25 protein-coding genes are annotated in these 22,523 nt (G+C 75.2%); 12 read left to right on the plus strand and 13 right to left on the minus strand.

The genetic code is table 11. From position 1 onward, the window contains the following. Positions 1-6: 6 nt before the first annotated feature. The 5 genes from AB0K34_RS25505 to AB0K34_RS25525 all read right to left on the minus strand — a co-directional run bounded on the left by AB0K34_RS25505 (position 7) and on the right by AB0K34_RS25525 (position 3,109). Positions 7-372 (minus strand): hypothetical protein, encoded by a 366-nt coding sequence (locus tag AB0K34_RS25505; RefSeq protein ID WP_364551282.1) that lies wholly within the window; start codon positions 370-372, stop codon positions 7-9. Between the two features lie 64 nt (positions 373-436). After that, a complete protein-coding gene (locus AB0K34_RS25510; RefSeq protein WP_364551284.1) occupies positions 437-877 on the minus strand; it encodes a lasso peptide biosynthesis B2 protein in 441 nt (146 codons plus the stop codon). Next, positions 874-1,131 (minus strand): lasso peptide biosynthesis PqqD family chaperone, encoded by a 258-nt coding sequence (locus tag AB0K34_RS25515; RefSeq protein ID WP_138636236.1) that lies wholly within the window; start codon positions 1,129-1,131, stop codon positions 874-876. The genes AB0K34_RS25510 and AB0K34_RS25515 overlap by 4 nt, the downstream gene beginning before the upstream one ends. Then, positions 1,128-2,981, minus strand: a complete 1,854-nt coding sequence (locus AB0K34_RS25520; RefSeq protein WP_364551286.1) for a lasso peptide isopeptide bond-forming cyclase — start codon at positions 2,979-2,981, stop codon at positions 1,128-1,130. The genes AB0K34_RS25515 and AB0K34_RS25520 overlap by 4 nt, the downstream gene beginning before the upstream one ends. Positions 2,982-3,001: 20 nt before the next feature. Next, a complete protein-coding gene (locus tag AB0K34_RS25525; RefSeq protein WP_138636238.1) occupies positions 3,002-3,109 on the minus strand; it encodes a keywimysin-related RiPP in 108 nt (35 codons plus the stop codon). Between the two features lie 380 nt (positions 3,110-3,489). On the opposite strand from AB0K34_RS25525, the gene AB0K34_RS25530 reads away from it, so the two are divergent. Beyond that, on the plus strand, positions 3,490-4,602 hold the full coding sequence (locus tag AB0K34_RS25530; protein ID WP_301175734.1) for an ADP-ribosylglycohydrolase family protein: 1,113 nt from the start codon (positions 3,490-3,492) through the stop codon (positions 4,600-4,602). Between the two features lie 11 nt (positions 4,603-4,613). Here the strand turns inward: AB0K34_RS25530 and AB0K34_RS25535 are convergent, their stop codons facing one another. Together AB0K34_RS25535 and AB0K34_RS25540 are read right to left on the minus strand one after the other, a co-directional pair. After that, positions 4,614-5,273, minus strand: coding sequence for a response regulator transcription factor (locus AB0K34_RS25535; protein WP_138636240.1), 660 nt, complete (start codon positions 5,271-5,273; stop codon positions 4,614-4,616). Then, on the minus strand, positions 5,270-6,406 hold the full coding sequence (locus AB0K34_RS25540) for a sensor histidine kinase (protein WP_301175735.1): 1,137 nt from the start codon (positions 6,404-6,406) through the stop codon (positions 5,270-5,272). The genes AB0K34_RS25535 and AB0K34_RS25540 overlap by 4 nt, the downstream gene beginning before the upstream one ends. A gap of 216 nt (positions 6,407-6,622) precedes the next feature. Between AB0K34_RS25540 and AB0K34_RS25545 the strand changes: the two genes are divergently transcribed. The 7 genes from AB0K34_RS25545 to AB0K34_RS25575 all read left to right on the plus strand — a co-directional run bounded on the left by AB0K34_RS25545 (position 6,623) and on the right by AB0K34_RS25575 (position 14,619). After that, positions 6,623-8,068, plus strand: a complete 1,446-nt coding sequence (locus AB0K34_RS25545) for an MFS transporter (RefSeq protein WP_301175736.1) — start codon at positions 6,623-6,625, stop codon at positions 8,066-8,068. Next, complete coding sequence (locus AB0K34_RS25550; RefSeq protein WP_301175737.1) at positions 8,065-8,466, plus strand: cupin domain-containing protein; 402 nt, start codon at positions 8,065-8,067, stop codon at positions 8,464-8,466. Before AB0K34_RS25545 ends, AB0K34_RS25550 begins: the two co-directional genes overlap by 4 nt. Further along, entirely contained in the window at positions 8,463-10,220 is a 1,758-nt protein-coding gene (locus AB0K34_RS25555) for an ABC transporter ATP-binding protein (RefSeq protein WP_301175738.1), read from the plus strand. The genes AB0K34_RS25550 and AB0K34_RS25555 overlap by 4 nt, the downstream gene beginning before the upstream one ends. Continuing rightward, entirely contained in the window at positions 10,217-11,944 is a 1,728-nt protein-coding gene (locus tag AB0K34_RS25560) for an ABC transporter ATP-binding protein (RefSeq protein ID WP_301175739.1), read from the plus strand. The genes AB0K34_RS25555 and AB0K34_RS25560 overlap by 4 nt, the downstream gene beginning before the upstream one ends. Positions 11,945-11,985: 41 nt before the next feature. Next, a complete protein-coding gene (locus tag AB0K34_RS25565) occupies positions 11,986-12,489 on the plus strand; it encodes a GNAT family N-acetyltransferase (RefSeq protein WP_301175740.1) in 504 nt (167 codons plus the stop codon). Positions 12,490-12,562: 73 nt separating this feature from the next. Beyond that, positions 12,563-13,597: an SGNH/GDSL hydrolase family protein gene (locus AB0K34_RS25570; protein ID WP_301175741.1), complete on the plus strand. Its 1,035-nt coding sequence runs from the start codon at positions 12,563-12,565 to the stop codon at positions 13,595-13,597. Between the two features lie 56 nt (positions 13,598-13,653). Further along, on the plus strand, positions 13,654-14,619 hold the full coding sequence (locus tag AB0K34_RS25575; RefSeq protein WP_301175742.1) for a CapA family protein: 966 nt from the start codon (positions 13,654-13,656) through the stop codon (positions 14,617-14,619). Here the strand turns inward: AB0K34_RS25575 and AB0K34_RS25580 are convergent. After that, positions 14,614-14,760 carry a hypothetical protein gene (locus AB0K34_RS25580; protein WP_301175743.1) on the minus strand — a complete coding sequence of 49 codons (147 nt, stop codon included), beginning with the start codon at positions 14,758-14,760 and terminating at the stop codon, positions 14,614-14,616. The two genes, AB0K34_RS25575 and AB0K34_RS25580, sit on opposite strands and share 6 nt — an antisense overlap. Positions 14,761-14,830: 70 nt before the next feature. Continuing rightward, the gene (locus tag AB0K34_RS25585; RefSeq protein ID WP_301175744.1) at positions 14,831-15,466 is read right to left on the minus strand and encodes a TetR/AcrR family transcriptional regulator; all 636 of its coding nucleotides are present in this window, start codon (positions 15,464-15,466) and stop codon (positions 14,831-14,833) included. Between the two features lie 98 nt (positions 15,467-15,564). Here AB0K34_RS25585 and AB0K34_RS25590 point away from each other — a divergent pair, with 98 nt between their 5' ends. Continuing rightward, a complete protein-coding gene (locus tag AB0K34_RS25590; protein ID WP_301175745.1) occupies positions 15,565-16,575 on the plus strand; it encodes a hypothetical protein in 1,011 nt (336 codons plus the stop codon). Here AB0K34_RS25590 and AB0K34_RS25595 read toward each other — a convergent pair whose 3' ends face one another. Together AB0K34_RS25595 and AB0K34_RS25600 are read right to left on the minus strand one after the other, a co-directional pair. Beyond that, positions 16,576-17,301 (minus strand): DUF2071 domain-containing protein, encoded by a 726-nt coding sequence (locus AB0K34_RS25595; RefSeq protein ID WP_301175770.1) that lies wholly within the window; start codon positions 17,299-17,301, stop codon positions 16,576-16,578. 121 nt (positions 17,302-17,422) lie between these two features. Then, positions 17,423-18,436, minus strand: coding sequence for a methyltransferase (locus AB0K34_RS25600; RefSeq protein ID WP_301175746.1), 1,014 nt, complete (start codon positions 18,434-18,436; stop codon positions 17,423-17,425). Positions 18,437-18,548: 112 nt separating this feature from the next. Here AB0K34_RS25600 and AB0K34_RS25605 point away from each other — a divergent pair, with 112 nt between their 5' ends. Beyond that, on the plus strand, positions 18,549-20,045 hold the full coding sequence (locus AB0K34_RS25605; protein ID WP_364551295.1) for a serine/threonine-protein kinase: 1,497 nt from the start codon (positions 18,549-18,551) through the stop codon (positions 20,043-20,045). 155 nt (positions 20,046-20,200) lie between these two features. On the opposite strand, the gene AB0K34_RS25610 is transcribed toward AB0K34_RS25605, so the two are convergent. Next, positions 20,201-20,407 carry a DUF397 domain-containing protein gene (locus AB0K34_RS25610; RefSeq protein ID WP_138642201.1) on the minus strand — a complete coding sequence of 69 codons (207 nt, stop codon included), beginning with the start codon at positions 20,405-20,407 and terminating at the stop codon, positions 20,201-20,203. Then, complete coding sequence (locus tag AB0K34_RS25615; RefSeq protein ID WP_301175747.1) at positions 20,404-21,258, minus strand: helix-turn-helix transcriptional regulator; 855 nt, start codon at positions 21,256-21,258, stop codon at positions 20,404-20,406. The genes AB0K34_RS25610 and AB0K34_RS25615 overlap by 4 nt, the downstream gene beginning before the upstream one ends. 146 nt (positions 21,259-21,404) lie before the next feature. On the opposite strand from AB0K34_RS25615, the gene AB0K34_RS25620 reads away from it, so the two are divergent. Both AB0K34_RS25620 and AB0K34_RS25625 read left to right on the plus strand, forming a co-directional pair. Further along, entirely contained in the window at positions 21,405-21,815 is a 411-nt protein-coding gene (locus AB0K34_RS25620; protein WP_301175748.1) for an ATP-binding protein, read from the plus strand. 91 nt (positions 21,816-21,906) lie between these two features. After that, positions 21,907-22,401, plus strand: a complete 495-nt coding sequence (locus AB0K34_RS25625) for a hypothetical protein (protein ID WP_205719504.1) — start codon at positions 21,907-21,909, stop codon at positions 22,399-22,401. Positions 22,402-22,523: the final 122 nt, after the last annotated feature.

The following is a 22,523-nucleotide window of genomic DNA, read 5'->3' on the forward strand; positions in this document are numbered from 1 at the left end:
AGGAGTTCACCGGCCGGGCGGGCGCCTTCCTGCGGAGCGACCCCGTCCGCAACACCGTGACGCTGACCCTGACCGAGTCCATGCGGCCCCGACCACCGGGGCGCGCTCGGCCAGCACGTCCGCCAGCTCCCGCGCGGCCCGCTCCGGCATCGCGCTCAGGAGCGGCGGATAGCGGTCCGTCGTCCACAGGACCGTGCCCGCGACGTCCGCGCCCTCCGTCCACCACCCGAACAGCGCGTGCGGGTAGAGGTTTCGGTGCCGCATGGACTCGGTCAGGGTCAGCGTCACGGTGTTGCGGACGGGGTCGCTCCGCAGGAAGGCGCCCGCCCGGCCGGTGAACTCCTCGTGATCATCGCTCAGCGTCCATCCCATGGTCGAGGATGGGCACTCCCCGCCCCCGCCCGCATCCCATTTTCCGAAGCGCCGCCCGCCGCGCTCAGCGCGCGCGGCGCTCCGCGCCCGGCGGCGGGACGGTGATCAGCGGGGTGAGGTAGCCGTCCGGGACGTCCTCCCCGGCGGGCCCGCCCTCGGCCTCCACCCAGGCGTGCGCGCCGAACGGCGGCAGCGTCCGCACGCCCGCGCACCAGGTGGGCCATCCGCCGCCCATCCGGCAGAGCAGGACGGTCGCCAAGGAGCGGGGCAGGCAGCCGCGCGGGCCGAGGCAGGCGAGGCTCACGGCGCGCACCGCGTCCCGCGCCGCCAGCGCCTGGTCGCGGCGGGCGGGGCGGGCGCCCCGGCGCAGGACGCCGAGCACGGCCCGGATGCGGCCGGGCGGCAGCAGCGCCAGCAGCCGGGCCAGCAGGACCGCGGCGCGGGCCGCCGCGCGCCGCGCGGGCGGCACCCCGGCCGGGCGGCGCAGCGCGCTCGGGACCGTCACGGCGTCACCAGCCGGGCCGCGCGCAGCCGCTCGACCAGCGCCGCCACGTCCGCCAGCGCCCGCGCCGGGTCGACGTCGAACTCCGCGGCGAGGGCCGCGGCGGCCCCCGCGGCGCCGCACCCCTCCGCCAGCAGCCGCAGCACCAGCGCCGCGGTCGGGTTGAGCTGCCAGTAGTCCCCGCTGCCCTCGTCGAGCAGCACCGTCCCGTACCCGGTGTCGGCGGTGGACACGCCGGGCCGCAGCCGCAGGGTCATCCGGTCTCCTTCGCTGAGGGCGCGGCGGCCGCCGCGCGGGGGCCGCCGTCGAGGGTCCGCAGCCACACCTCGCAGCCGACGGTGGAGTACAGGATCGCCTCGCGGAGCGCGGGGACGGCCGGCCGGGACGCCAGGTCGCGCAGCCGGGCCGCGTCGACGAGCCCGAGCCGGGCGAGCCGCGAGTCCTCCCACAGCGCCATCAGGTCGGTGCGGTGCACGCGCAGCCCGTCGGCGGCGTCCATGGACGCCTCCGCCTTGGTCGACCGCGTGAGGCAGGCGTCCGGGACGGTCCCGCGCATCGCCGCGACCAGCAGCGGCTTGTACTTCCACGGGGTGACCCGGTCCTCCGGGCGGACGGCCAGGCACGCGTCGATCACCCGGTCGTCCAGGAACGGGGAGGCCGTCGGCAGCCCGGCGCGGGCGCTCATCCGCTCCCACTGCCGGACGATGCGGGCGCAGGCCCGGATGGCGTGCAGGTCGGCGTGCCGGCCCCGGTCGGGCGCGAGCGGCTCGGCGGCGCGGGCGGCCTCCCGCAGCACGTCCGCCGCCATCCGCTCGGCGTCCGGGGTGACCCAGCCGAACAGCCGGGGCGGGTCGTCCCAGCCGAGCGCCCCGGCGGCGGGCGGGGCCGGCGGGAGGCGCAGCCCGGCCGCCGCGTCCGCGAGCCAGCGGCGGTACGGGCGGCCGTCGGCCAGCGCCGCCGCCATCGGGCCGAGTGGCCAGTCGAACAGCGCGCGGAAGCCGCGCAGCCGCGGCAGCGCGAGCCGCGGCCGGCGGCGCAGCAGCCCGTGGTAGTGGGCCTCGGAGCACCAGGTGACGTGGTCGCCGCCGATGCCGGTCAGGTGCAGCCGGCTGCCCTTCGCCAGCAGCCGGGGGACGTGGCTGAGGACCCGGGCCCGGTCCATCATCCCGATGGACGGCTCGTCGAGCGCGTCGTCGATGTCCAGGAGCCCCGCGTACACCAGCGGCGACTCCTCGGCGGGCCAGACGGCGTGCTCGACGCCGGGCAGCCGGGCGGCGGCGCGGCGCGCCCACTCCAGGTCCTCGTCGGCGGGGTCGCGGCCGGGGCAGGTGCTCGCGACGACGCGCGCCTCGCCGCGCGCGGCGAGGAAGCACACCGAGGTCGAGTCGAGGCCGCCGGACAGGTCGCAGCTCACCGTCCCGCCGCCGGCCGTGCGCGCGTCGACGGCCGCGGTGAGCGCGTCCGCGAGGTCGGTGGCGCCCGCGGCCAGGGACCGCTCGGCCTCGGGCGGCGTCCACCAGCGGCGCACGCGGGCGCCGCCGTCCGGCTCCAGGTTCAGCTGCTCGCCCGGTTCCACGGCGGTGAGGCCGCGCCACATCGGGGTGTGCGGCAGCGGATGCGGGAGCGGCCACAGCAGCCGCGCCGCGACCTGCCGCTCGTCGAGGCCGGCGCCGGCCAGCGCGGCGAGGACGTCGGCGCGGTCGGCGGCGACGGTCACGCCGCCGACCCGGGCGTGGAAGAGCAGCCGCAGCCCCGCCGCGTCGCCCTGGACGCGGGTGCGGCCGTCCAGCGCGGCCACGAGGTGGAAGCTGCCGGGGAGGGTGCGGGCGAGCCGGTCCAGCGCGGTGAGGCCGGTGAGCCGCCCCGCCTCGCGGCGGAGCCGGTCGGCGGGGGCCGGGGTGCCGAGGACGGCGATCCGGGCGGCGCCGGCCTGTGCCGCGGTGATCGCGGCGCCGGGCCAGTTCCCGATCAGCCAGGGCCGTCCGGAGGCGTACCGCAGCGTCCGGTCGTGCGGGACGGCCGAGGCCACGGCGAGGGCGGCCGCGTGGTCCGGCAGGACCACGAAGAACGCCTCGCCGCGGCCCGGCATGCCGTTCGGTTCGGGCATGTGCGTCAAGGGGCCGCTCGTCAGTTCTTGCTGAGCACGACGCGGTCGTTGCCGTGCCGGCCGAGCAGGCCGGTCACCTTGCGGAACGAGCCGGCCGCCACCAGGACGGGGGTTTCGTACGGCTTCATCTTCTCTCCCTGTGCCGGGGCGTGCATTTCCTTGGAGGAGCTCCCAATTCCGCCCTCGCGAAAGGCGAAACGAGCGGAGTATGGCACCGCGAATGCGCGCCGCGCCACTTGGCGAATTCCTGTACCCGCCGCAATGCCGGGGGAGCGGGCGTGTCCGGAGAATCGGACCAAATGCGAATAAGTCGAGCAGGTCGTCCGGCGGCCCGACCGTCCGATAATGCGCGCGGGCTAGCCGCGCGGACATTCTTCGGTGGCTTTCCGGTACATCACAAGGTCGACCGCGCGCCAGGGAGATGGCACGGCCCGCGCTCATTCGCGCGCCGTGCCGAGGAAGGCCAATCGGCGGTGACCGAGCGCGCCGCACCGGTAGCGTGACCGGCATGACGGACACGACCGGCGACCGGATGCTCGGCTGCCTGTTCGGCGGCGCGGTCGGCGACGCGCTCGGACGCCCCGTCGAGGGCATGGCGCTCGCCGAGATCCGCGCCGCGCACGGCCCGGCCGGCGTCACCGGGTTCGCGGGGCGGGGCGAGATCGGGGAGGCGACGCAGCTGGGGCTGCTCACCGCGCAGGCGGGCGTCCAGGCGTCCATCCGGGCCCGCGCCAGGGGCATCGGCGGCGCGTACTTCGGCCTCGTCCAGTCCAACTACCTCGCGTGGCTGGCGGCCCAGGGCGAGCCGCTCCCCGGACAGGACCTGCACATGAGCGGCCCCGCCCTGCGGGACCCGGCGGTGACGGCCCGCCGCGGCGCGGGCCGCACCACCCTCGCCGCCCTCCGCAAGGCCGCGGCACGCGGCAAGCCGGGCCGGCCGCTCGGCCGGGTCGACGAGCCGGTCAACGACTCCAAGGGCTGCGGCGGGACGATCCGCGCCGCCGCTGCGGGGTTCGGCCACCCCGACCGCGCGGCCGTCTTCACCCGGGGGCAGGGCACGGCGGCCCTCACCCACGGCCACCCCTCGGGCCACCTGCCCGCCGGAGCGTTCGCCGTCGCGGTGTCCTCACTCGTCCACGGCGCGTCCCTCGGCGACGCCGTGGAGCACGCCATGGCGGAACTGCGCGAGCACCGCGGCCACGAGGAGACGACGGCCGCGCTGGAGCAGGCGGTCGGCCTGGTGCGCGGCGGTCCGCCGTCCGCCGCGCGGCTGGAGGGCCTCGGCCGCGGCTTCACCGGCCCGGAGGCCCTCGCCATCGCCGTCTACGCGGCGCTGGCGACGGAGGCCGCGGGCGGGTACCCGCTGGAGATCGTCCCGCGCGGGCTGCTGCTCGCCGTCAACCACTCCGGCGACAGCGACGCCACCGGCGCCGTCTGCGGCGGCCTCCTCGGCGCCCGGTACGGGGCGCGGGCCGTCCCCGAGCACTGGCGCGCGGGCGTCGAGGCGGCGGCGGTCATCGCCGAGCTGGCCCACGGCTCCGCGGTCGAGTTCGGCCCGCGGCCGCCCGCCGACGCCTACGGCGAGCCGCCGATGGACTGGCACATGCGCTACTACTCCTGAGGCGGGCCGGGTCAGGCGGTGCGCGGGGCGACGAGCCCGGACTCGTAGGCGAACACGACGAGCTGCGCGCGGTCCCGCGCGCCCAGCTTGATCATCGCCCGGCTGACGTGCGTCTTCGCGGTGGTCGGGCTGATCACCATGTGCGCGGCGATCTCGTCGTTGGACAGCCCGCGCGCCACCAGCGCGGTGACCTCCCGCTCCCGGTTGGTCAGCACGCCGAGCGCGCCGGGCGCGGGGCCGGGGCGGCGCGCGACGTACTCGCCGATCAGCCGGCGGGTGATCGCGGGGGACAGCAGCGCGTCGCCGCGGGCCGCGACCCGGACGCCCTGCACCAGGTCGGCGGGCTCGGTGTCCTTCACCATGAAGCCGCAGGCGCCGGCGCGGAGCGCGTTGAAGACGTACTCGTCGAGGCCGTAGTTGGTGAGGATCACGACGTGGACGCCGGTCAGCCGCTCGTCGGCGGCGATCAGCCGGGTCGCCTCGATGCCGTCCATCACCGGCATCTGGACGTCGACGAGCGCGACGTCGGGCCGGTGCTCGGCGGCGAGTGCGACGGCCTCCTCGCCGTTGGCGGCCTCGGCGACCACCTCGATGTCGTCCTCGATCTCCAGCAGGGCCCGGAAGCCGCCGCGGATGAGCGCCTGGTCGTCCACGAGCAGCACGCGGATCACGCCGGCTCTCCCAGCGGGAGCTCGGCGCACACGGTGAAGCCGCCCTCGGGGCGGGGCTCGGCGCGCAGCCGGCCGCCGAGCGCGGTGACCCGCTCGCGCATGCCGAGCAGGCCGGTGCCGGGGACGGGCGGCGCGTCCGGGTCGGCCTTGCCGTCGTCGTCGACGCGCACCACCAGGCCGCCGTCGGCGTAGTCGATGCGCACGGCGGCGGCCGCGCCGCCCGCGTGCCGGGAGACGTTGGTGAGGGCCTCCTGGACGATCCGGTACGCGGCCCGGTCCACCTCGTCCGGCAGGTCGCGGCGGACGCCGGAGATCGTCAGGGTGGCCGGGAGCCCGGTGGAGCGGGCCCGCTCCACCAGGTCGTCCAGCCGGTCGAGCCCGGTGGCCGGGCCGTCGGACCCGGCGTCGCCGCGCATCACCTTCAGGGTGGCGCGCAGCTCGCGCATCGCCTCGCCGCTGGCCTCCTGGATCACCAGCAGCGCGGGCGGCACGTCCTCGCCGCGCCGCCGCGCCACGTGCACGGCCACCCCGGCCTGCACCCTGATGATCGAGATGCTGTGGGTGAGGGAGTCGTGCAGCTCCCGGGCGATGCGCAGCCGCTCCTCGCTCGCGCTGCGCAGCGCCGCCTCCTCGCGGGTCCGCTCGGCCTCGGCGGCGCGGTGCTCGACCTCCTCCAGGTACGCCTGCCGGTGCCGGGCGACCGTCGCGGCCACGCCGGCCGCGACGAACCAGCCGAGCATCAGCGACGTGCTCTCCAGGTCGTCGATGGGCCCGCCGTCGCCGGGCAGCCGGGCCGCGAGGTCGGCGCCGAGGAAGGCCGCGCCCGCGAGCGCCGGGGCCGCCCGGTGGCCGGCCCGCACCGCGGCGAACACCGCCACCAGCACCGGGAAGACGGGCGACGGGCCCGGCTGGGCGTGCACCATGACCGTGAGCATGCAGGCCGTGCTGACCAGCAGCGCCGCCAGCGGCGCCCGCCGCCACGCGACGAGCGCGAGGCAGCCGGCGAGGGCGAGCGCGACGTCGGCGGGGCCCGCGTCCGGCGCGGCCACGACGAAGACCACCGGCAGGACCGCCACCACCGCGGCGAGCAGGGCGTCCTGGGCGAGCGGCCGCCACCCGTCCAAGAAACTCATCTGCGTAGATTATGGCGCTTTCCGGGCGGTGTGCCTCCGCCGCACGTCGCAGAACCCGGCTACTCCCGGGGAAGTAGGCCGGCGGTTCCTGCGCCCCGGGTACCGGACGAAGGAGTCTTCCCCGGCAGGACGACCGCGGACCGGCCCGGACACGACGATGTCCGGCATGCGCACGAGTCAACGAAGGCAGTCCCGCGCGGCCCCCGGAGGGCGGCGATGACGATCAGGGAATCGGCGCGGACGGCGCCGGCCGCCGCGCCCGAGGCGCGGGCGGGGCTCGTCCTCGCCGCCGTCGCCGTCGTGCAGTTCATGGTGTCGCTGGACCTGTCGGTGGTGAACGTCGGGCTCCCGGAGATCGCCGCCGGGCTCGGCTTCAGCCTGGCCGGGCTGACCTGGGTGATCCACGCCTACGCGCTCACCTTCGGCGGGCTGCTGCTGCTCGGCGGGAAGGCCGCCGACCGGTACGGACGCAAGCGGGTCCTGCTGGCGGGGCTCGGCCTGTTCGGCCTCGCGTCCCTGCTCGGCGGCTTCGCGCAGGCGCCCGGCCACCTGGTGGCGGCGCGCGCCGCGCAGGGCGTCGGCGCCGCCGCGCTGGCCCCGGCCGCGCTGGCGCTGCTGGCCGACGCCTTCCCCTCGGGCCGCGCGCGCGTGCGGGCCTTCGGGATCTGGAGCGCGGTGAACGCCGCCGGCGGCGCCCTCGGCGTCCTCATCGGCGGGGTCCTCACCGAGTACGCGAGCTGGCGCGCGGTGATGTTCGTGAACGTGCCGATGGCCGCGGTCGCGCTGGGCATGGCCTGGCGGGGCGTCGCCGCCGCCCCGCCGCCGGTGCGCGGGGGACGCCCGGACGTGCTCGGCGCCGTCCTCGCCACCGGCGGGCTCACCCTGCTGGTGTTCGGGGTCGTCCGCGCGGACCAGCACGCGTGGACGTCGGCCCCGACGATGGCGAGCCTGGTGTCCGCCGCCGTGCTGCTGGCCGCGTTCGTCCTGGTCGAGCGGCGCACCACCCGCGACCCGCTGGTGCGGCTCGGCCTGTTCGCCAACCGCTCGGTCGCCGGCGCCAACGCCTTCATCCTGCTGACCGGCGCCGCCATGGCCTCGGCGTTCTACTTCATGTCGCTGTACCTCCAGCGGGTCCTCGGGCACGGCGCGGCGCTGACCGGCGTCATGTTCGTGCCGTTCGCCCTCGGGGTGATCGCGGGCTCCGTGCTCGCCGTGAAGCTCGGCTACCGCTTCGCGCCCCGCCGCCTCCTGGCCGCCGGCGCGGCGCTGGGCGCGGCCGGGTTCGCCTGGTTCGGCCTCATCAGCCCGGACGGCTCGTACGGCGTGGACGTCCTCGGCCCCGCGGTCGTCGCCAGCACCGGCTTCGGGCTGTGCCTGGGGCCGATCGTCTCCATCGCCACCGGCGGCGTCGCCCCGGCCGAGACCGGGGTCGCCTCCGGGCTGCTCAACAGCTCCCGCCAGATCGGCGCGTCGCTCGGCCTGGCCGCCCTCGGCACCGCGGCGAGCGACCGCGCCGGCGGCGCCGCCACGCCCGCGGCCCTCAACGACGGGTACGCGCTCGGCCTGACCCTCGCCGCGGTCCTGCTGGCCGCCGCCGCCCTCATCGCCCTCACCGTCCTGCCCAGGACGAGCCCGCCGCCGCAGGAAGGAACCTCCGCATGACCGTCGCGCCGATCGACCTCTTCGGGGCACCCGTGCACCTCCAGCGGGGCGGCACCGTCCGCACCGGGAGTGCGGCGGGCCCCCTCGACCTGGACGACTGGCAGCTTCGGACGTTCCACGCCAAGACCGCCGCCGACGTCCACGCCGACCACTGGGAGGTCCACCCCGAGGCCGACGAGGTCGTGTCCTGCCTCATCGGGAAGATCCGCCTCTACCTGCGCCCGGAGAGGGCGGGGCGGCGGGAGGAGGAGATCCGGCTGACGGCCGGGACCGCCGCCGTCGTCCCGCGCGGGCGCTGGCACCGCATCGAGCTGGACACCCCCAGCACGATCATGGCCGCGACCCTGCCGCGCGGCAGCCGCCGGGAGAAGCGGTCCGGCGCGACGGGGGAGCGGTGAGCGCGCCGGGGCTGCTGCGCCCCTACCGGTGGAGCTTCACCGCCGTCGTGGCCCTCCAGGTGGTCGGCGCCGTCGCGGGGCTGGCCCCGCTGCTGGCGGTCGTCGAGCTGGGCCGCGCCCTGCTGTCGCCCGGCCCGCTCGACCGCGGCCACGTCTGGACCGCCGTCGTCGCGGGCGCGGCCGGACTGCTCGTCCGGCTGCTGGCCACGGGCGCTGCGTCGGCGCTCGGGCACCTCCTCGACGACCGGGTGCAGCTGGACTTCCGCCGCCGGCTGGCCGCCCGGCTCGGGCTCGTGCCGATCGGCTGGCTGTCGCGCCGCCGGACGGGCGAGCTGGCGAAGGTCGCGGGGGAGGACGTGAGCGCCGTCCACCCGTTCATCGCCCACACCCCCGGCGAGCTGGTCTCCGCGTTCGTCGTGCCGGCGGTGTCGCTGGCCTACCTGTTCACCGTCGACTGGCGGCTCACGCTCATCACGCTGATCCCGGTGGCGCTGGCGGTGGCGACGGTGCCGCTGATGATGACCCCCGCCCGGCTGCGCGAGCAGCAGGAGTTCGACGCGGCGATGGGGCGGATCTCCGACTCCGTCGTCGAGTTCGTCCAGGGCATCGCGGTGGTGAAGACGTTCGGCGGCGGCGAGCGCGCCCACCGCGCGTTCTTCACCGCCGTGGACGCCTTCACCACCTCCTTCTACCGGATGGTGCGCGGCCTCGCCGGGATCGCCGCCGCGATGCAGGTGGTGCTGTCGCCGCCGTTCGTGCTGCTGGTGGTGCTGACCGGCGGCGCGGTGCTGATCACCGAGGGCGGCATGCCCGCCGCGGACCTGCTGCCGTTCCTGCTGCTCGGACTGGGGCTCGCCGCGCCGGTGGAGGCCCTCGGCCACGGCTTCGACGACATGCAGGCCGCCCGCCGCGCGGTCGGCCGGATCCGGGAGGTGCTCGACGTGCCGGCGCTGCCCGAGCCGGCCCGCCCGGTCGCGCCGCGCGGCCACCGGGTGGAGCTGCGCGGCGTCCGGTTCGGCTACGACGCCGGCCGGGAGGTGCTGCGCGGCGTCGACCTGGTCCTCGAACCGGGGACGGTCACCGCCGTCGTCGGGCCGTCGGGGAGCGGGAAGTCCACGCTCGTCCAGCTCCTGCCGCGGTTCTTCGACCCGGACGAGGGCGCCGTCCTGCTCGGCGGCGCGGACCTGCGCGAGATCGGGAGCCGCGAGCTGTACCGGGCGGTCTCCTTCGTGTTCCAGGACGTCCGGCTGCTGCGCGCGCCGGTCGCCGACAACATCGCGCTCGCCGTACCGGGGGCCGGGCGCGACGACGTGGTCCGCGCCGCGCGGCTCGCCGACGTCCACGACCGGATCATGGAGCTGCCGCGCGGCTACGACACCGTGATCGGCGACGAGGCGCGGCTGTCGGGCGGCGAGGCGCAGCGGATCGCGCTCGCCCGCGCGCTGCTCGCCGGCACCCCCGTCCTGGTGCTGGACGAGGCGACCGCGTTCGCCGACCCGCGGACCGAGCGGGCGGTCCGCCGCGCCCTCGCCGCGCTGAAGGGCGACCGGACGGTCCTGGTCATCGCCCACCGCATGGAGACGATCGCGGACGCCGACACCGTCGTGGTCCTGGAGGACGGGGCGATCGCCGAGCGCGGCCGGCCCGCCGACCTGCTCGCCCGCGGCGGGCGGTTCGCCGCGCTCTGGGACGCCCACCGGTCGGCGGCCGCCGACGGGAACGACGCCGTGCCACAGGGAGGCATGCCCCGATGATCCGACTGCTGCTGCGCGTGCTGGGACCCGAGTACGCCCCGCCGGTGCGCCGCACGGTGGCGCTGATGACGGCGACCGCGGTGGTCGAGGGGCTGGCCTGCGCGCTGCTGGTCCCCGTCCTGCGGGAGCTGTTCGGCGGCACGCCCGGCGACGCCCGCCCGTGGCTGATCGCGTTCGGCGCGGCGGTCGCCGGGTACGCGGTGCTGCGCTACGTCAGCGACCTGTCCGGTTTCCGCGCCGGGACGACGCTGCTGGACGGCATGTACCACCGGCTCGGCGACCACCTCGCCCGGCTGCCCGTCGGCTGGTACGGGCCGGGCCGCGTCGGGGAGGTGTCGGTCCTGGCCGGGCCCGGCGTGCTGCAGGCGATGAGCGTGATCGCCCACCTGCTGGCGCCGTACATCTCCGCCTGCGCGACCCCGCTGACGATCGTCGCCGTGATGCTCGCCTACAACTGGCAGCTCGGGCTGGCGGCGCTCGCCGCCGTCCCGCTCGTCGCGCTGATCCAGGTGTGGGCGGGGCGCTCGACGGCCGCCGCCGACGAGGACCGCCACCAGCGCGCCCACGAGGCGACCGGGCGCGTCATCGAGTACCTCCAGGCCCAGCCGGTGCTGCGGGCCGGGGGCCGGACCACCGAGCGCTTCCGGCTGCTCGACGACGCCCTCGCCGAGCTGCGGCGCGCGTCCCGCCGCACGACGCTGTCGGCGCTGCCCGGCGCCCTCGGCCTGTCCCTCGCGGTGCAGGCGGTGTTCACCGGGATGCTGGTCCTCGGCGCCCACCTCGCGCTCGGCGGGGACGTCGGCGCGGCGGAGCTGCTGGCGGTCCTGGTGCTGGCCGCCCGCTGCGCCGACCCGCTGCTGGCGCTGTCGGAGTTCGCCGGCCGGATGCGGGCGGCCCGCTCCCAGCTGGCGCGGCTGGACGAGGTGCTGCGCACCGCGCCGCTGCCGGAGCCGGCCGAACCGGTCCGGCCGGTGCGCCGCGACGTGGAGTTCGCGTCCGTCACCTTCCGGCGGGACGACCGCACCGTGATCCGCGGCCTGTCGCTGGCGGTGCCGGAGGGGCGGCGGCTCGCCGTCGTCGGCCCGTCGGGCGCGGGCAAGAGCACCCTGCTCCAGCTCCTCGCCCGCTTCTACGACGTGGACGAGGGGGCGGTCCGCGTCGGAGGGGTGGACGTGCGCGAGATCAGCACCGACGTGCTGATGGAGCAGATCGCCGTCGTCTTCCAGGACGTCTACCTCTTCGACGGCACGATCGAGGAGAACGTGCGCCTCGGCCGTCCCGGCGCGGGCGACGCGGAGGTGCGGGCGGCGGCGACCGCGGCCCGGCTGGACGAGGTGGTCGAGCGGCTGCCCGGCGGATGGGACGCGAACGTCGGCGAGGGCGGCGCGCTGCTGTCGGGCGGCGAGCGGCAGCGGGTCTCGATCGCGCGGGCGCTGCTGAAGGACGCGCCCATCGTGCTGCTGGACGAGGTGACCTCCGCGCTGGACCCGGTGAACGAGGCGGCCGTCCACGCGGGCATCGAGCGCCTGATGGCGGGCCGGACCGTGGTGATGGTGGCGCACCGGATGCGGACGGTCCGCCGCGCCGACCGCATCGCGTTCCTGGACGGCGGCCGGATCGTGGAGGAGGGCACCCACGAGGAGCTGCTGGAGCGCGGCGGCCGCTACGCCGAGTACTGGGACCTGTCGCTCGCGCCGGCGGCGGCGCGCCCGGACGGCCGCTAAATGGGCGGCGGCACGCGGCCGCGCCGCCTACGATTCGCGGCATGGGGTACGAGGTGCGGCCGGCGCGGCCCGCGGACCTGCCGCGGCTGGCGGACATCGAGAACTCGGGCGACGCGATGTTCCGGGAGATCGGGATCGTGTTCCCGCCCGGCCCGACCGTGATCGAGCAGCTGATCGGTGACGGCGCCGCCCGGATCGTGGTGGCCGGCGACCCGGCGGTGGGCTTCGCGGCGGTCGAGGAGGTCGACGGCGCCGCGCACCTGGAGCAGATCTCGGTGCGCGGCGACCTGACCGGGCGGGGGATCGGCGCCGCGCTGCTCGCGGAGGTCATGGCGGGGGCGGCGGCGTCCGGGGCGCCCGGCGTCAGCCTGCTGACGTACCGGGACGTCCCGTGGAACGGCCCCTGGTACGCCCGGCACGGCTTCGCGGAGCTGCCGGAGGAGCGGTGGGGCCCGGGGATCAGGTCCTACTGGGCCGCCGAGATCGAGGCGGGCCTGCACGACCTCGGGCCGCGCATCGCCATGTGGGCGCCCTGCCCCCAATAACGGATCTACAATGTAAAGGCGGGAACCGGCGGCGGCGCGCGGACGTCTGCCTGAGGGACGTGGAGGAGGACGCTTGATCAGCCCGGTCGCACGGCTGCGGGACCGTCTCGGCGAGCGCCGCGCCGCGCTCGTCCTCCTCGCCGTCCTGCTGGCACTGGCCGTCGTCCCGGTGGTGGCGCTGCCCGCCGCGCGCTGCGAGGTGTTCGGCGCCGGATGCCGGACGCCCGTCCCGGAGCAGCGCGCCGACCCGGTCGCCGCCGAGCGGGCCCCGACGCCGCTGGAGGCGGCCACGCGCGGCGCCTACGTCGCGCTCGGGGACTCCTACTCGGCGGGCGTCGGCGCGGAGGCGACCCCGGCCGACCACAACCCGCTCGCCCGCTGCCACCGGACGTCCAAGGCGTACTACCACGAGGTCTCCCAGGCGTTCCGGTTCGCGAAGGGCACCTCGTTCTGGGCCTGCTCGGGCGCCACGACCCGCGACGTCCTGAAGGGACGGCACGGCGAGCCCCCGCAGATCGGGCGCATCGGGCGCGACACCAGCCTGATCACCCTCAGCATCGGCGGCAACGACGTCGGGTTCTCCAAGGTCCTCGCCGGCTGCGTGGTGAAGCTGCCGTGGAGCAAGAGCTGCACCCGGCAGGGCGAGGAGATCGCCGGGAAGATGGCCGAGCTGCGCCAGAGCCTGCCGTCCCTGCTCGCCGACATCACCGCGCGGGCCCCCGGCGCGCGGGTGGTCGTGATGGGGTACCCCAAGGCGTTCTCCGAGGTCAGCGGCGTGGACGCGGACAACATCACGGTGTCGGACCAGCGCTGGCTGAACGCCCGCGCCTACGAGCTGGGGCAGCTGATCCGGCAGTCGGTCGCGGAGGCCGACGCCCGCAAGGCCGCCACGCGCGCCCCCGGCAGCGTCGAGTTCGTCGACGCCTACGGCGCGTTCGCCGGGCACGAGGTCGGCAGCCGGAACGCCTACATGAACGGCCTGGCGCTGAAGCTGCCCGCCCTGGAGGCGGAGCCGCGCAGCTACCACCCGACGGTCGCCGGCCAGCACGCCCTCGCGCAGCTGTTCATCGAGCAGATCAAGAAGGGCCCGGGCCGCCCGCTGTCCTAGCGGGGGAGCGCGCGGTTCGTAGGCTGGGAGGGGACGTCCCGTCGAGGGAGGACCCGATGGCCATCACGGTGGCGCTCGCCGGGGACACCATGCTCGGGCGCGGAGTGGGAATCCGGATCGCCGAGTCCGGCCCGCACGGCCTGTTCTCCGGCGGCGTGCGCGACGCGTTCGCGGAGGCGGACCTGGCGCTGCTGAACCTGGAGTGCTGCGTCTCCGATCGCGGGCGGCCCTGGGACGCCCCGGGCAAGCCCTTCCACTTCCGGGCTCCGCCGGACGCGGTCGACGTCCTCACCGAACTGGGCGTCGACTGCGTGACGCTCGCCAACAACCACGCCCTCGACTACGGCGCCGACGCGCTGGCGGACACGGTCGGTCTCCTGGGGCGGGCGGGCATCCGCACGGTCGGCGCCGGAGAGGATCTCGCGGCGGCGGAGGAGCCGGCCGTGCTGGAGGCGCGGGGCACGCGGGTGGCGGTGGTGGGCGTCACCGACCACCCGGCCGACTTCGCCGCGGGGCCCGACCGCCCCGGTGTCGCCTTCACCGATCTGCGCGAGGGCGTCCCGGACGACCTGGCGCGGCGGATCAGCGAGCTGCGGGACGGCGTCGGGACCGTGCTCGTCATGCCGCACTGGGGCCCGAACATGACCTCGGAGCCGCCGCGCTACGTCCGCCGGGCGGCCCGGAGCCTCGTGGACGCCGGCGCGTCGCTCGTCGCGGGCAGTTCGGCGCACGTCTTCCACGGTGCGGCCCCGCCGGTCGTGTTCGACATGGGCGACTTCATCGACGACTACATCGTCGATCCGATGCTCCGCAACGACCTGGGCCTGCTGTTCCTGGTCACCGTGGACGAGGGGCGGCCGTCCCGGGTCGAGGCGGTGCCGCTCCGGCTGGACTTCGCCCGCACGGAGTGCGCGGAGGGCGCCGACCACGCCTGGATCACCGAGCGGTTCACCGCCGCCTGCCGCGCCTTCGGGACGGACGTCGCCGTGCGGGGCGGCCGCCTCGTCGTCGGCGGGCTATAGCGGGTCGCCGAGCGGCCCGTACTCGTCCAGCGGCGCCTCGGCCCAGTGGGCGGCGAAGTCCGGCCGCGTGCCGTCGGCGTCGGTGAAGCCGTACTCCTCGTAGAGGCCCGAGGTGGCCAGCGCCCGGCCCGACTTGTCCATGATGTTCGGGTCGGCGGCGAGGGCGGCGACCGCCCGTCCGAGATAGGCGGGGGACTCGGAGTACGCCCGGTCAGTATCCCCATGGTTCCTCCCTGCCCGTGCGGAGGTGCGGCGCGTCCTCGCGGACGTGCGGTGCGAGGACGGCGCGGATCTCCTGGCGGAGCCGCTCCGGGAGCGTCCCCTCGCGGTCGAGGGCCCAGCTCAGGCCGGTTCCCGCGACGACGGCCCGGATCGTCCGGGCCAGGGCGCGGGTGTCGGTGCCGGGGCGGAGCTCGCCGCCGGCCGCCGCCTCGCCGAGCAGCAGTTCGATCACGCGGCACTGCGCCCGGTGGACGGCCAGGGCGTGCTCGTGCAGCTCGGGGTCGGTGAGGTCCGCGCACAGGAAGGCCAGGTGGTTCGCGAACCGCTCCGGCGTGGACATCTCGGACATCCCCTCGACCGCGAAGGCGTCGAGCGCCGCGAGCGCCGACGCGTGCCCCGCCCTCGCCCGCTCGTGCAGCGCGTCGGCGTCCCGGACGGCGGACGCGGCCAGCGCCACCAGCAGCCCGCGCTTGGACCCGAACCGCTGGACGAGCGTGCCCGGCACCACCCCCACCTCGCCGGCCACGGCGGCGAGGGTGAGCCGGGCCGGTCCGACCCGTCCGATCACCTCGACCGCCGCCCGCAGGATCGCCGCGTCGTCGACGCCCCTCGGCCGCCCCGCCATCGCACCCCCATTAATAAATGAATGTGCATTTATAAAGCATCCGCACCTCGCGCACGCAAGCGCAGTTACGTATCGTGACGACAGGGTAGCCATAGGCAATGACCGGCTCGCCTCAGCCCGAACGCGGTGTCTCCTATCCGGTCACCGCGCTGTTCATGGCGGCCGTCTTCCTGCTCGGCGCGGCGTTCATCGCGTCCTACGTGGGCGGGCTCCACGCGCCGCACCCGCACCGGCTGCCGGTGGCTGTGGTCGGCCCGCCGGACGCCGCGGCCCGCGTCGGCGCCGCGCTGGACCGCCAGGGCGACCAGTTCGACACGCGCGGGTACCCGACCGCCGAGGCCGCGCGGCGGGCGATCCGCCACCGCGACGTCTACGGCGCCTACGTGCCGCAGCAGGGCCGGCTGCTCGTCACCACCGCGTTCGGCCCGGCCACCAGCGGCCTGCTGCGCGGCGCGTTCGCGCAGGTCGCGGCGTCCAGTGGGCAGACCCTGGCCGTGCAGGACGTGGTGCCCGCCGACCCCGGGGACTCCGAAGGGCTCGTCCCGTTCTACCTGGTGATCGCGTGGATCGTCAGCGGCTACCTGGTCGCCGCGATCGTCGGCCTCTACCGGGGGATGGCGGCCCGGACGCCGCGCGACGCCGTCGTCCGCGTGCTGGCCTTCGCGGTGTACTCGGCGGCCGTCGGCGCCGCCGGGACGCTGATCGTGGAGACCGGCTACGGCTACCTGCCCGGCCACCCCTGGCTGCTCACCGGCGTCGGCGCGCTCTGCGTGTTCGCCATCGCGGTCGCGACGGCCGCCGCCGAGAGCCTGCTCGGCATCATCGGGACGGCGCTGGCGATCGTGGTGTTCGTCGTGCTCGGCAACCCGGCCGCCGGGGGGCCGTGGCCGCTGCAGATGCTGCCGGGGTTCTGGCGGGACGTCGGCCCGTGGCTGCCCAACTGGGCCGGGACGGAGGCCGTCCGGAACGCCGTCTACTTCGACGGCAACGACCTGGCCCGGCCCCTGATCGTGCTCGGCTGCTACGCCGCCGCCGGGATCGTGCTCGTCCTGCTGCTCGCGGGCCGCAGCAACCCGGTGATGCGCTTCCCCGGCCCTCCGGTCGAGTGATCAGCCGACGGGCAGGCCGAACCGCACCGGCACGCCCGGCGAGTACAGCACGCTGACCGGCTCGCCCAGCGGCCCCGGCAGCCCCGCCGCCGCCACAAGGTCCTGCTCGCAGCGCAGCAGCGTCGCCCGGTGCAGCGGCCATCGCGGGTGGACGTTCGGCAGGAACCGCACCCGCCCGAAGACCTCGTTGTGCATGCCCCAGCGAGCGGTGAGGAAATGCTCCAGTTCGGACGGTTCCGCCACCCGCTCGCCGATCCGCACGTCGATCCGGCTGTAGGCGCCGCGCGGCCCGGGCCACCGCCGCGAACTGGTGTAGCTGACGACGTCCTTGCGGGCCCGGACGGACATGTGCGACCACTGGTACGGCATCCGGAACGCCGCCCGCGCGATCGCCACGGGCAGCAGCCGCGAGGCGTCCAGCGACCGGAACACCACGCCCCGCCGCCCCCGCGCGTCCACCGAGTACAGCCGGACGTTCGTCTCCGGGAACGTCCCGAGGTAGGGGACGCCGGGCAGCCCGAGCCAGCCGACCCGGTCCATCCAGAAGGCGACGAGGCCGACATAGGTGACCCCGTCCAGCGTGTCGGGTTCGACGCCGTCCGGTAGCAGCGGCGCGACCCGCCGCGGCTCCACCGCCCAGTGGATGAACGCCAGGTCGAGCCACCATTGCGTGAGCAGCGGCCGGGAGATCATTCCCGGCGCGTCGGGGGCAACGGGCTCCGGCATCACGGACACGGCGCCATCGTCCCACGACCCCTCAGGCCGGACGTTTGCCAGGGCTCCCCTGGGCCCGGATGGGCGCCGCGCCGGCGATCACCCGCCGGTCCGCGTGGGAGCGTTTCTTGGGTCAGCCGGACGGCTCCAACTCGACGATCGAGTGCAGTCCGCCCGGCCTGACCGAGCCGACCCGCAGACCGGCCGACGCGGCCAGCTCGCCCAGTTCGGCCAGGGTGCGCTCCCTGCCGCGGACGTAGCAGAGCATCCGCAGGTCGCCTTCGGTGTCCCGCGTGTCGCTCTCGACGTTGGCGACGTGCTCCACCACGAGCACCTTCCCCGTCCCCGACGCCGCCTCGGCGCACCGCCGCAGGATCCGCGCGGCCCGCTCGTCGTCCCAGTCGTGGAGGACGCCCGAGAGCAGGTATCCGCCGGCCCCGGCGGGAAGGGGGTCGAAGAAGCTGCCCGCCTCGGCGTCGGCCCGGTCGTCCAGTCCGGCCCCGGCGATGGCCGCCTTGGCGCGCGCGACCGGCCCGGCCAGGTCGATCACCGTTCCGCGCAGGTCTTCGTGGGCGCGAAGGACGGCGATCAGCAGGCTCCCGTCGCCGCCGCCCACGTCGACCACGCGACCGAGACCGCCCCAGGGGTAGGCGGCGGCCAGCACGGGCGCCTCTTCCGCCAGCCGCCCGCCCATCAACGCGTCGAACGACGCCGCGCGCCGCGCGTCGGCCGACAGGTCCTCCCAGAACGTCCGGCCGAAACGGCGCGGGAAGGCGGGCTCCCCGGTGCGCACGGTGTGGAGCAGTTCGGTGAAGCACAGATCGGCATGCCCGATGGCCCCTTCCAGGTCGAGCCAGACCCGCAGGCCCCCTGGATGGTCATCACGAAGCTGCTCGCCCAGGTCAGTCAGCTCATAGGCACCGTCGTCCTCGCGGACCAGAACACGGGCGGTCACCAGATGCCCCATGAGCCGTCCCAGCGCGTCGGCGTCGGCGCCCGCCGCCGCGGCGAGCGCCTCGACCGTCCGCGCGCCGCCCGCGATGTGGTCGGCCAGCCGCAGCGTCGCCGCCACCCGGATCGCCATCGGAGTGAGCAGATCGGCGGCCGCCCACAGCTGCCCGCCCCACCCCTGAGCATCCCCGGCCATGGCGCCTCCTCGACGGTCGTCCGGTCCCGCACCGGCAATCCTGGCACCGCCCCGCCCACGGCAGCGCGCCTTCGAACCGATCCCGTCGGGGAGGGCGCGGTAAATTCTGATCGTGAGCTGGGACCGTGAAGGGGTGCTGGCGGGCCGCTACCGCAACCTCGGGCGGATCGGGCAGGGCGGCATGGGGTCGGTGTGGCGGGCCCATGACGCCGACCTCGACCGGGAGGTCGCCATCAAGGAACTGCGGGTGCCCGAGCAGGTCACCGAGCAGGAGCGGGCGGTGTGGTACGCGCGGATGGAGCGCGAGGCCCGGGCCGCCGCCCGGCTTCGGCACCCGGCCATCGTCACCGTCTACGACCGGGTCATGGGCGAGGACGGCCGCCCGTGGATCGTGATGGAGCTGATCCGGGGTCGGTCGCTGGAGCGGCTGCTGGCGGAACAGGGGCGGTTACCCGCGCGGCAGGTGGCCGCAATCGGCCTGGCGATGCTGGACGCCCTGTCGGCCGCGCACGCGCAGGGGATCGTGCACCGCGACGTCAAGCCGGCCAACGTGCTGCTGGAAGGGGAGCGGGTCGTCCTCACCGACTTCGGCATCGCCGCGGTGGAGGGCGACGCCACGCTCACCCGGTCGGGCGCGGTGCTGGGCACGCCCGCCTACATGTCGCCCGAGCAGGTGCACGGCCATACCGCCACACCCGCCTCTGACCTGTGGTCGTTAGGCGCGACCCTGTACGCGGCGGTGGAGGGCCGCCCGCCGTTCACCGCTCCCACCCACGGTGCCCTGTTCATCGCCATCGCCACACAGGAGCCGCCCCCACCCGCATGCGGCGGGCCGCTCGCGCGGCTCCTCACCGGCTTGCTCCGCAAAGACCCCGCCGCCCGGCTGACTCCCGCACAGGCCCGCGACCTGCTCACCGCCGTGGCCGATGGCGGCGAACGGCCTACTGCCCCTAATCGTCCGTCCGCTCCGGGGCCCGCGCACGAAAGCCGCCGTCCGGTCGCCGCCCGGGGCGCTCTCGCCTGCGCCTGGACCGCCGTCGCCGGCACCCTCCTGTTGCCGTTCCAGCTCCACGACGGGATGGGGGCGAAAGTCGTGCTGGAGGAAGGCCCGTACTGGCTGATGGGGCTGCTGGTGCTTCTGATCGCCCTCTCGGCATGGCTGTGGAGCCTCCCTCACCGGCCCGTGCTCGTCCTCGCCTGCGTGGTCGTCGTCAACCTGGCGGCTCTCCTCGCGGCGCCGGTGGGACGGATCCCCATCGCGGCGGCCCTGCGGTACTCCGGGACCGCCGACGTCGGGTACGGCATGGTCTTCGCCTGGCTGGCGGGCGCGGCCGCGCTCATGCTCGCCTTCACGGCGGTGAACAGGCCGCTGCTCGCCGGAACGGCGTCCCGCAGGCTGCTCGGGGCACTGCTCGGGCCGGCCGTCGTCCTTGAGGGCTTCGTCGCGGTGCTGTGGCCGGTGATCGCCTTCGGGGCCCTGGGCAAGTCGGTCAACCTGGCCCCGGTCACCGTCGACCTCATCGACGAATGGATGCTCGTGACCGCGCTCGCCCTCATGGGGCTGGCCTGGACCACCGCTCAGATCGCCCTCAAGGCCGACCGCGTCTGAGGCGGACGCCGGCCGCGGCGGCACGTGCGGGCTCCAGGACGTTGGCCATCGAGTGCGCGCACTTTCCACCCGGCCGCGTCCACGTGGCAGTGACGGAGGCCGGCTCTCGTGCACCTGGCGGAGGACACCCGGTAAAGCGCCCCCGCCACCCGCATCTACAAGGAGGAATGCCGGTCCTTGAGTTTGGTGAGGAAATCGTTCCAGGCGCGGGGAGCAAAGGCGAGCATGGGCCCGTCCGGATCCTTCGAGTCTCGGACTGCCACTGAGGCGCCATCAGGTGCCACTTCTACGCAGTCGTCGGCTTGTGAGCCGCTGTAGCTGCTCTTTCGCCACATGACGGGTGGCCGGTCTGAGGTGCTCATAGCTCCGATATTATGCGGTTGATCAGTTCCCGAGAAGCCGGTTCGTCGAGTGCGGAAGAGCGCAGGTCGGTGAACCTTGATTGGTACTCCGAGACGGCTTCCTCCTCCTCCAGGATCCACTGGCCGGTGAAATGATCGGTCAGGACCGCCCTGACGATGGGTGGCGAGCCGATCTCGATGAGCTGGAATTGGCCTACGTATGCTGCGCCGGGATCGATGCTCAACGGCAAGATCTGCAAGAGCACGTGCTCTTGCTCGGCCTCGTTAAGGAGTCTGCGGAGCTGGCTTCGCATAACGTGGCGACCGCCACGAGGACGACGGAGCGCTGCCTCATCCAGGACCACCTGTATGCGGGCGGGGTTTTCGCGGCGAAGGATTCCCTGCCGTGCCAGGCGAAACGCGACATAGCGTTCGACCGCGTCCGTCGGTCTTACGGGAACCCGTGTGGAGTTGACGGCGCGGGCGTAGCTTTCGGTCTGGAGGAGGCCGGGGATGAACGTGGTCTCCGTGGTGATGATGCGGGAGGCGTCGTATTCCAGGGAGACCCGGTCGAGGGCCTCGGGGCTGACCAGGTCTCGGTAGGCGTCCCACCAGCCCGGTTGGCGGTCTTGTTCGGCCAGGGTCATGAGGGCGGCGCGGAGGTCGGTGGGGACGTGGTACCGGTCGAGGATGAAGCCGAGGTCGCGGAGGCGCAGCCATTGCACGCCGTTCTCGATCTGGCTCAGGGACGAGGGGGAGCGTTCGAGGTGCGCGCCGGCGGTCTTGAGGGTGTATCCGGACTCCTCACGCAGTCGGCGGAGCACTCGTCCGATCTTGCGGCGGCGCGTCGTGGACAGGGTCGCTTCCGACATGTGATCAGAGTGTCACGCTACGGAGTCGGATGTCCGGAAAACGGGAGAGCGCTGAATTTTCAGTGAGGGGTCCTTTCGGAGAACACGGAACGTGGTGCGGCCGTCGCGCCGTGCTTGGAGCCTGAGTCCCGAGAGAAGGGATCTTCATGGCGATCAGCGAGGTCATCGCGGCGCTCACGCTGCCGGGCGTGGAGCGGTCGGCGAAGCATGTGCGCCTCTTCGCGCGGGACGTGCTGGGGGAGGGGCATCCGTCGCTCGGGGACGTCCAGACGTGCGTGAACGAGGCGTTCACGAACGCGGTCGAGCACACCGCGTCGGGGCGGCGGGGGAGGGTGACGGTGCTGTTCTCCGTGATGGACGGGGACGTCGTCGCCGAGGTCGCCGATGACGGGGCGGGCGGGACGCGGCCGGTGATGCGGGACGATCCGCTCGCCGAGGACGGGCGGGGGCTGCGGATCATCGACGCGCTGAGCCTGGAGTGGGGCGTGCGGCCGGACGGGGACCGGACGGTGGTGTGGATGCGGTTCCCCGGGCCGCCGCCCCTTCGCTTGGACTAGCGCCGGGTCGGCAGCTACGGCGGATTCATGCTGCTGGGCGGCCGGGCCGCCGACCTGCTGGGGCACCGGCGGATTCGCCACCGGGGGCTGGATGCTGCTGGCCGCGCGGTTCGTCACGGGCGTCGCCGCCGCGTTCATGGCGCCTGCCGGGCTGGCGCTGGTCACCTCCACCTTCCCCGAGGGCCCGGCGCGCACCCGGGCGCTCGGAGTGTACGCGGGGACGGCGGCGGGCGGGTTCTCGCTGGGCTTGGTCGCCGGCGGCGTGCTCGCGGTCGTCGCGGTCGAGAGGCGGTCGAGGTCGCCGCTGGTGCGGCTCGGCATCCTGCGGACGGTCCCGCTGGTGCGGGTGAACGTGGCCGCGCTGCTGTTCCTGGGTGCGTTCGCGGGCTTCCAGTTCCTCGCCACGGTGTCGAGGAGGGCGAGCACGGCCTGGCGGGCGGCCTGCTCTACACGTCCTTCCAGTTCGGGACGGCGCTCGGGCTGTCGGCCGTCACCGCCGTCAGCGTCGCCGCCGGCACGGGCCTGGACGCGCTGCGGACCGCCCTGGCCGTCCCGGCCGCGGCGGCGGCACTCGGCGCGGTCGTGATCGCGTTCGGCCTCCGTACACCCGCCGCCCCGGACGAAGCGTCCACCACCGGAAGCACGCACGCAGAGCCCGCCAAGACCGCCGCCTGAGCAGGAAGGGAAGAGCAGTGGCCACGAAAGCGA

Source organism: Actinomadura sp. NPDC049382, assembly GCF_040677125.1.
GTDB lineage: Bacteria > Actinomycetota > Actinomycetes > Streptosporangiales > Streptosporangiaceae > Spirillospora > Spirillospora geliboluensis.

What these genes read in the sequence shown, in the direction of transcription:
- AB0K34_RS25505 (WP_364551282.1), bottom strand. Translation starts at nt 372, where the DNA reads ATGGGATGGACGCTGAGCGATGATCACGAGGAGTTCACCGGCCGGGCG.
- AB0K34_RS25515 (WP_138636236.1), bottom strand. Translation starts at nt 1,131, where the DNA reads ATGACCCTGCGGCTGCGGCCCGGCGTGTCCACCGCCGACACCGGGTAC.
- AB0K34_RS25520 (WP_364551286.1), bottom strand. Translation starts at nt 2,981, where the DNA reads ATGCCCGAACCGAACGGCATGCCGGGCCGCGGCGAGGCGTTCTTCGTG.
- AB0K34_RS25525 (WP_138636238.1), bottom strand. Translation starts at nt 3,109, where the DNA reads ATGAAGCCGTACGAAACCCCCGTCCTGGTGGCGGCCGGCTCGTTCCGC.
- AB0K34_RS25530 (WP_301175734.1), top strand. Translation starts at nt 3,490, where the DNA reads ATGACGGACACGACCGGCGACCGGATGCTCGGCTGCCTGTTCGGCGGC.
- AB0K34_RS25540 (WP_301175735.1), bottom strand. Translation starts at nt 6,406, where the DNA reads ATGAGTTTCTTGGACGGGTGGCGGCCGCTCGCCCAGGACGCCCTGCTC.
- AB0K34_RS25545 (WP_301175736.1), top strand. Translation starts at nt 6,623, where the DNA reads ATGACGATCAGGGAATCGGCGCGGACGGCGCCGGCCGCCGCGCCCGAG.
- AB0K34_RS25550 (WP_301175737.1), top strand. Translation starts at nt 8,065, where the DNA reads ATGACCGTCGCGCCGATCGACCTCTTCGGGGCACCCGTGCACCTCCAG.
- AB0K34_RS25560 (WP_301175739.1), top strand. Translation starts at nt 10,217, where the DNA reads ATGATCCGACTGCTGCTGCGCGTGCTGGGACCCGAGTACGCCCCGCCG.
- AB0K34_RS25565 (WP_301175740.1), top strand. Translation starts at nt 11,986, where the DNA reads ATGGGGTACGAGGTGCGGCCGGCGCGGCCCGCGGACCTGCCGCGGCTG.
- AB0K34_RS25575 (WP_301175742.1), top strand. Translation starts at nt 13,654, where the DNA reads ATGGCCATCACGGTGGCGCTCGCCGGGGACACCATGCTCGGGCGCGGA.
- AB0K34_RS25580 (WP_301175743.1), bottom strand. Translation starts at nt 14,760, where the DNA reads ATGGACAAGTCGGGCCGGGCGCTGGCCACCTCGGGCCTCTACGAGGAG.
- AB0K34_RS25585 (WP_301175744.1), bottom strand. Translation starts at nt 15,466, where the DNA reads ATGGCGGGGCGGCCGAGGGGCGTCGACGACGCGGCGATCCTGCGGGCG.
- AB0K34_RS25590 (WP_301175745.1), top strand. Translation starts at nt 15,565, where the DNA reads ATGACCGGCTCGCCTCAGCCCGAACGCGGTGTCTCCTATCCGGTCACC.
- AB0K34_RS25595 (WP_301175770.1), bottom strand. Translation starts at nt 17,301, where the DNA reads ATGCCGGAGCCCGTTGCCCCCGACGCGCCGGGAATGATCTCCCGGCCG.
- AB0K34_RS25600 (WP_301175746.1), bottom strand. Translation starts at nt 18,436, where the DNA reads ATGGCCGGGGATGCTCAGGGGTGGGGCGGGCAGCTGTGGGCGGCCGCC.
- AB0K34_RS25610 (WP_138642201.1), bottom strand. Translation starts at nt 20,407, where the DNA reads ATGAGCACCTCAGACCGGCCACCCGTCATGTGGCGAAAGAGCAGCTAC.
- AB0K34_RS25615 (WP_301175747.1), bottom strand. Translation starts at nt 21,258, where the DNA reads ATGTCGGAAGCGACCCTGTCCACGACGCGCCGCCGCAAGATCGGACGA.
- AB0K34_RS25620 (WP_301175748.1), top strand. Translation starts at nt 21,405, where the DNA reads ATGGCGATCAGCGAGGTCATCGCGGCGCTCACGCTGCCGGGCGTGGAG.
- AB0K34_RS25625 (WP_205719504.1), top strand. Translation starts at nt 21,907, where the DNA reads ATGCTGCTGGCCGCGCGGTTCGTCACGGGCGTCGCCGCCGCGTTCATG.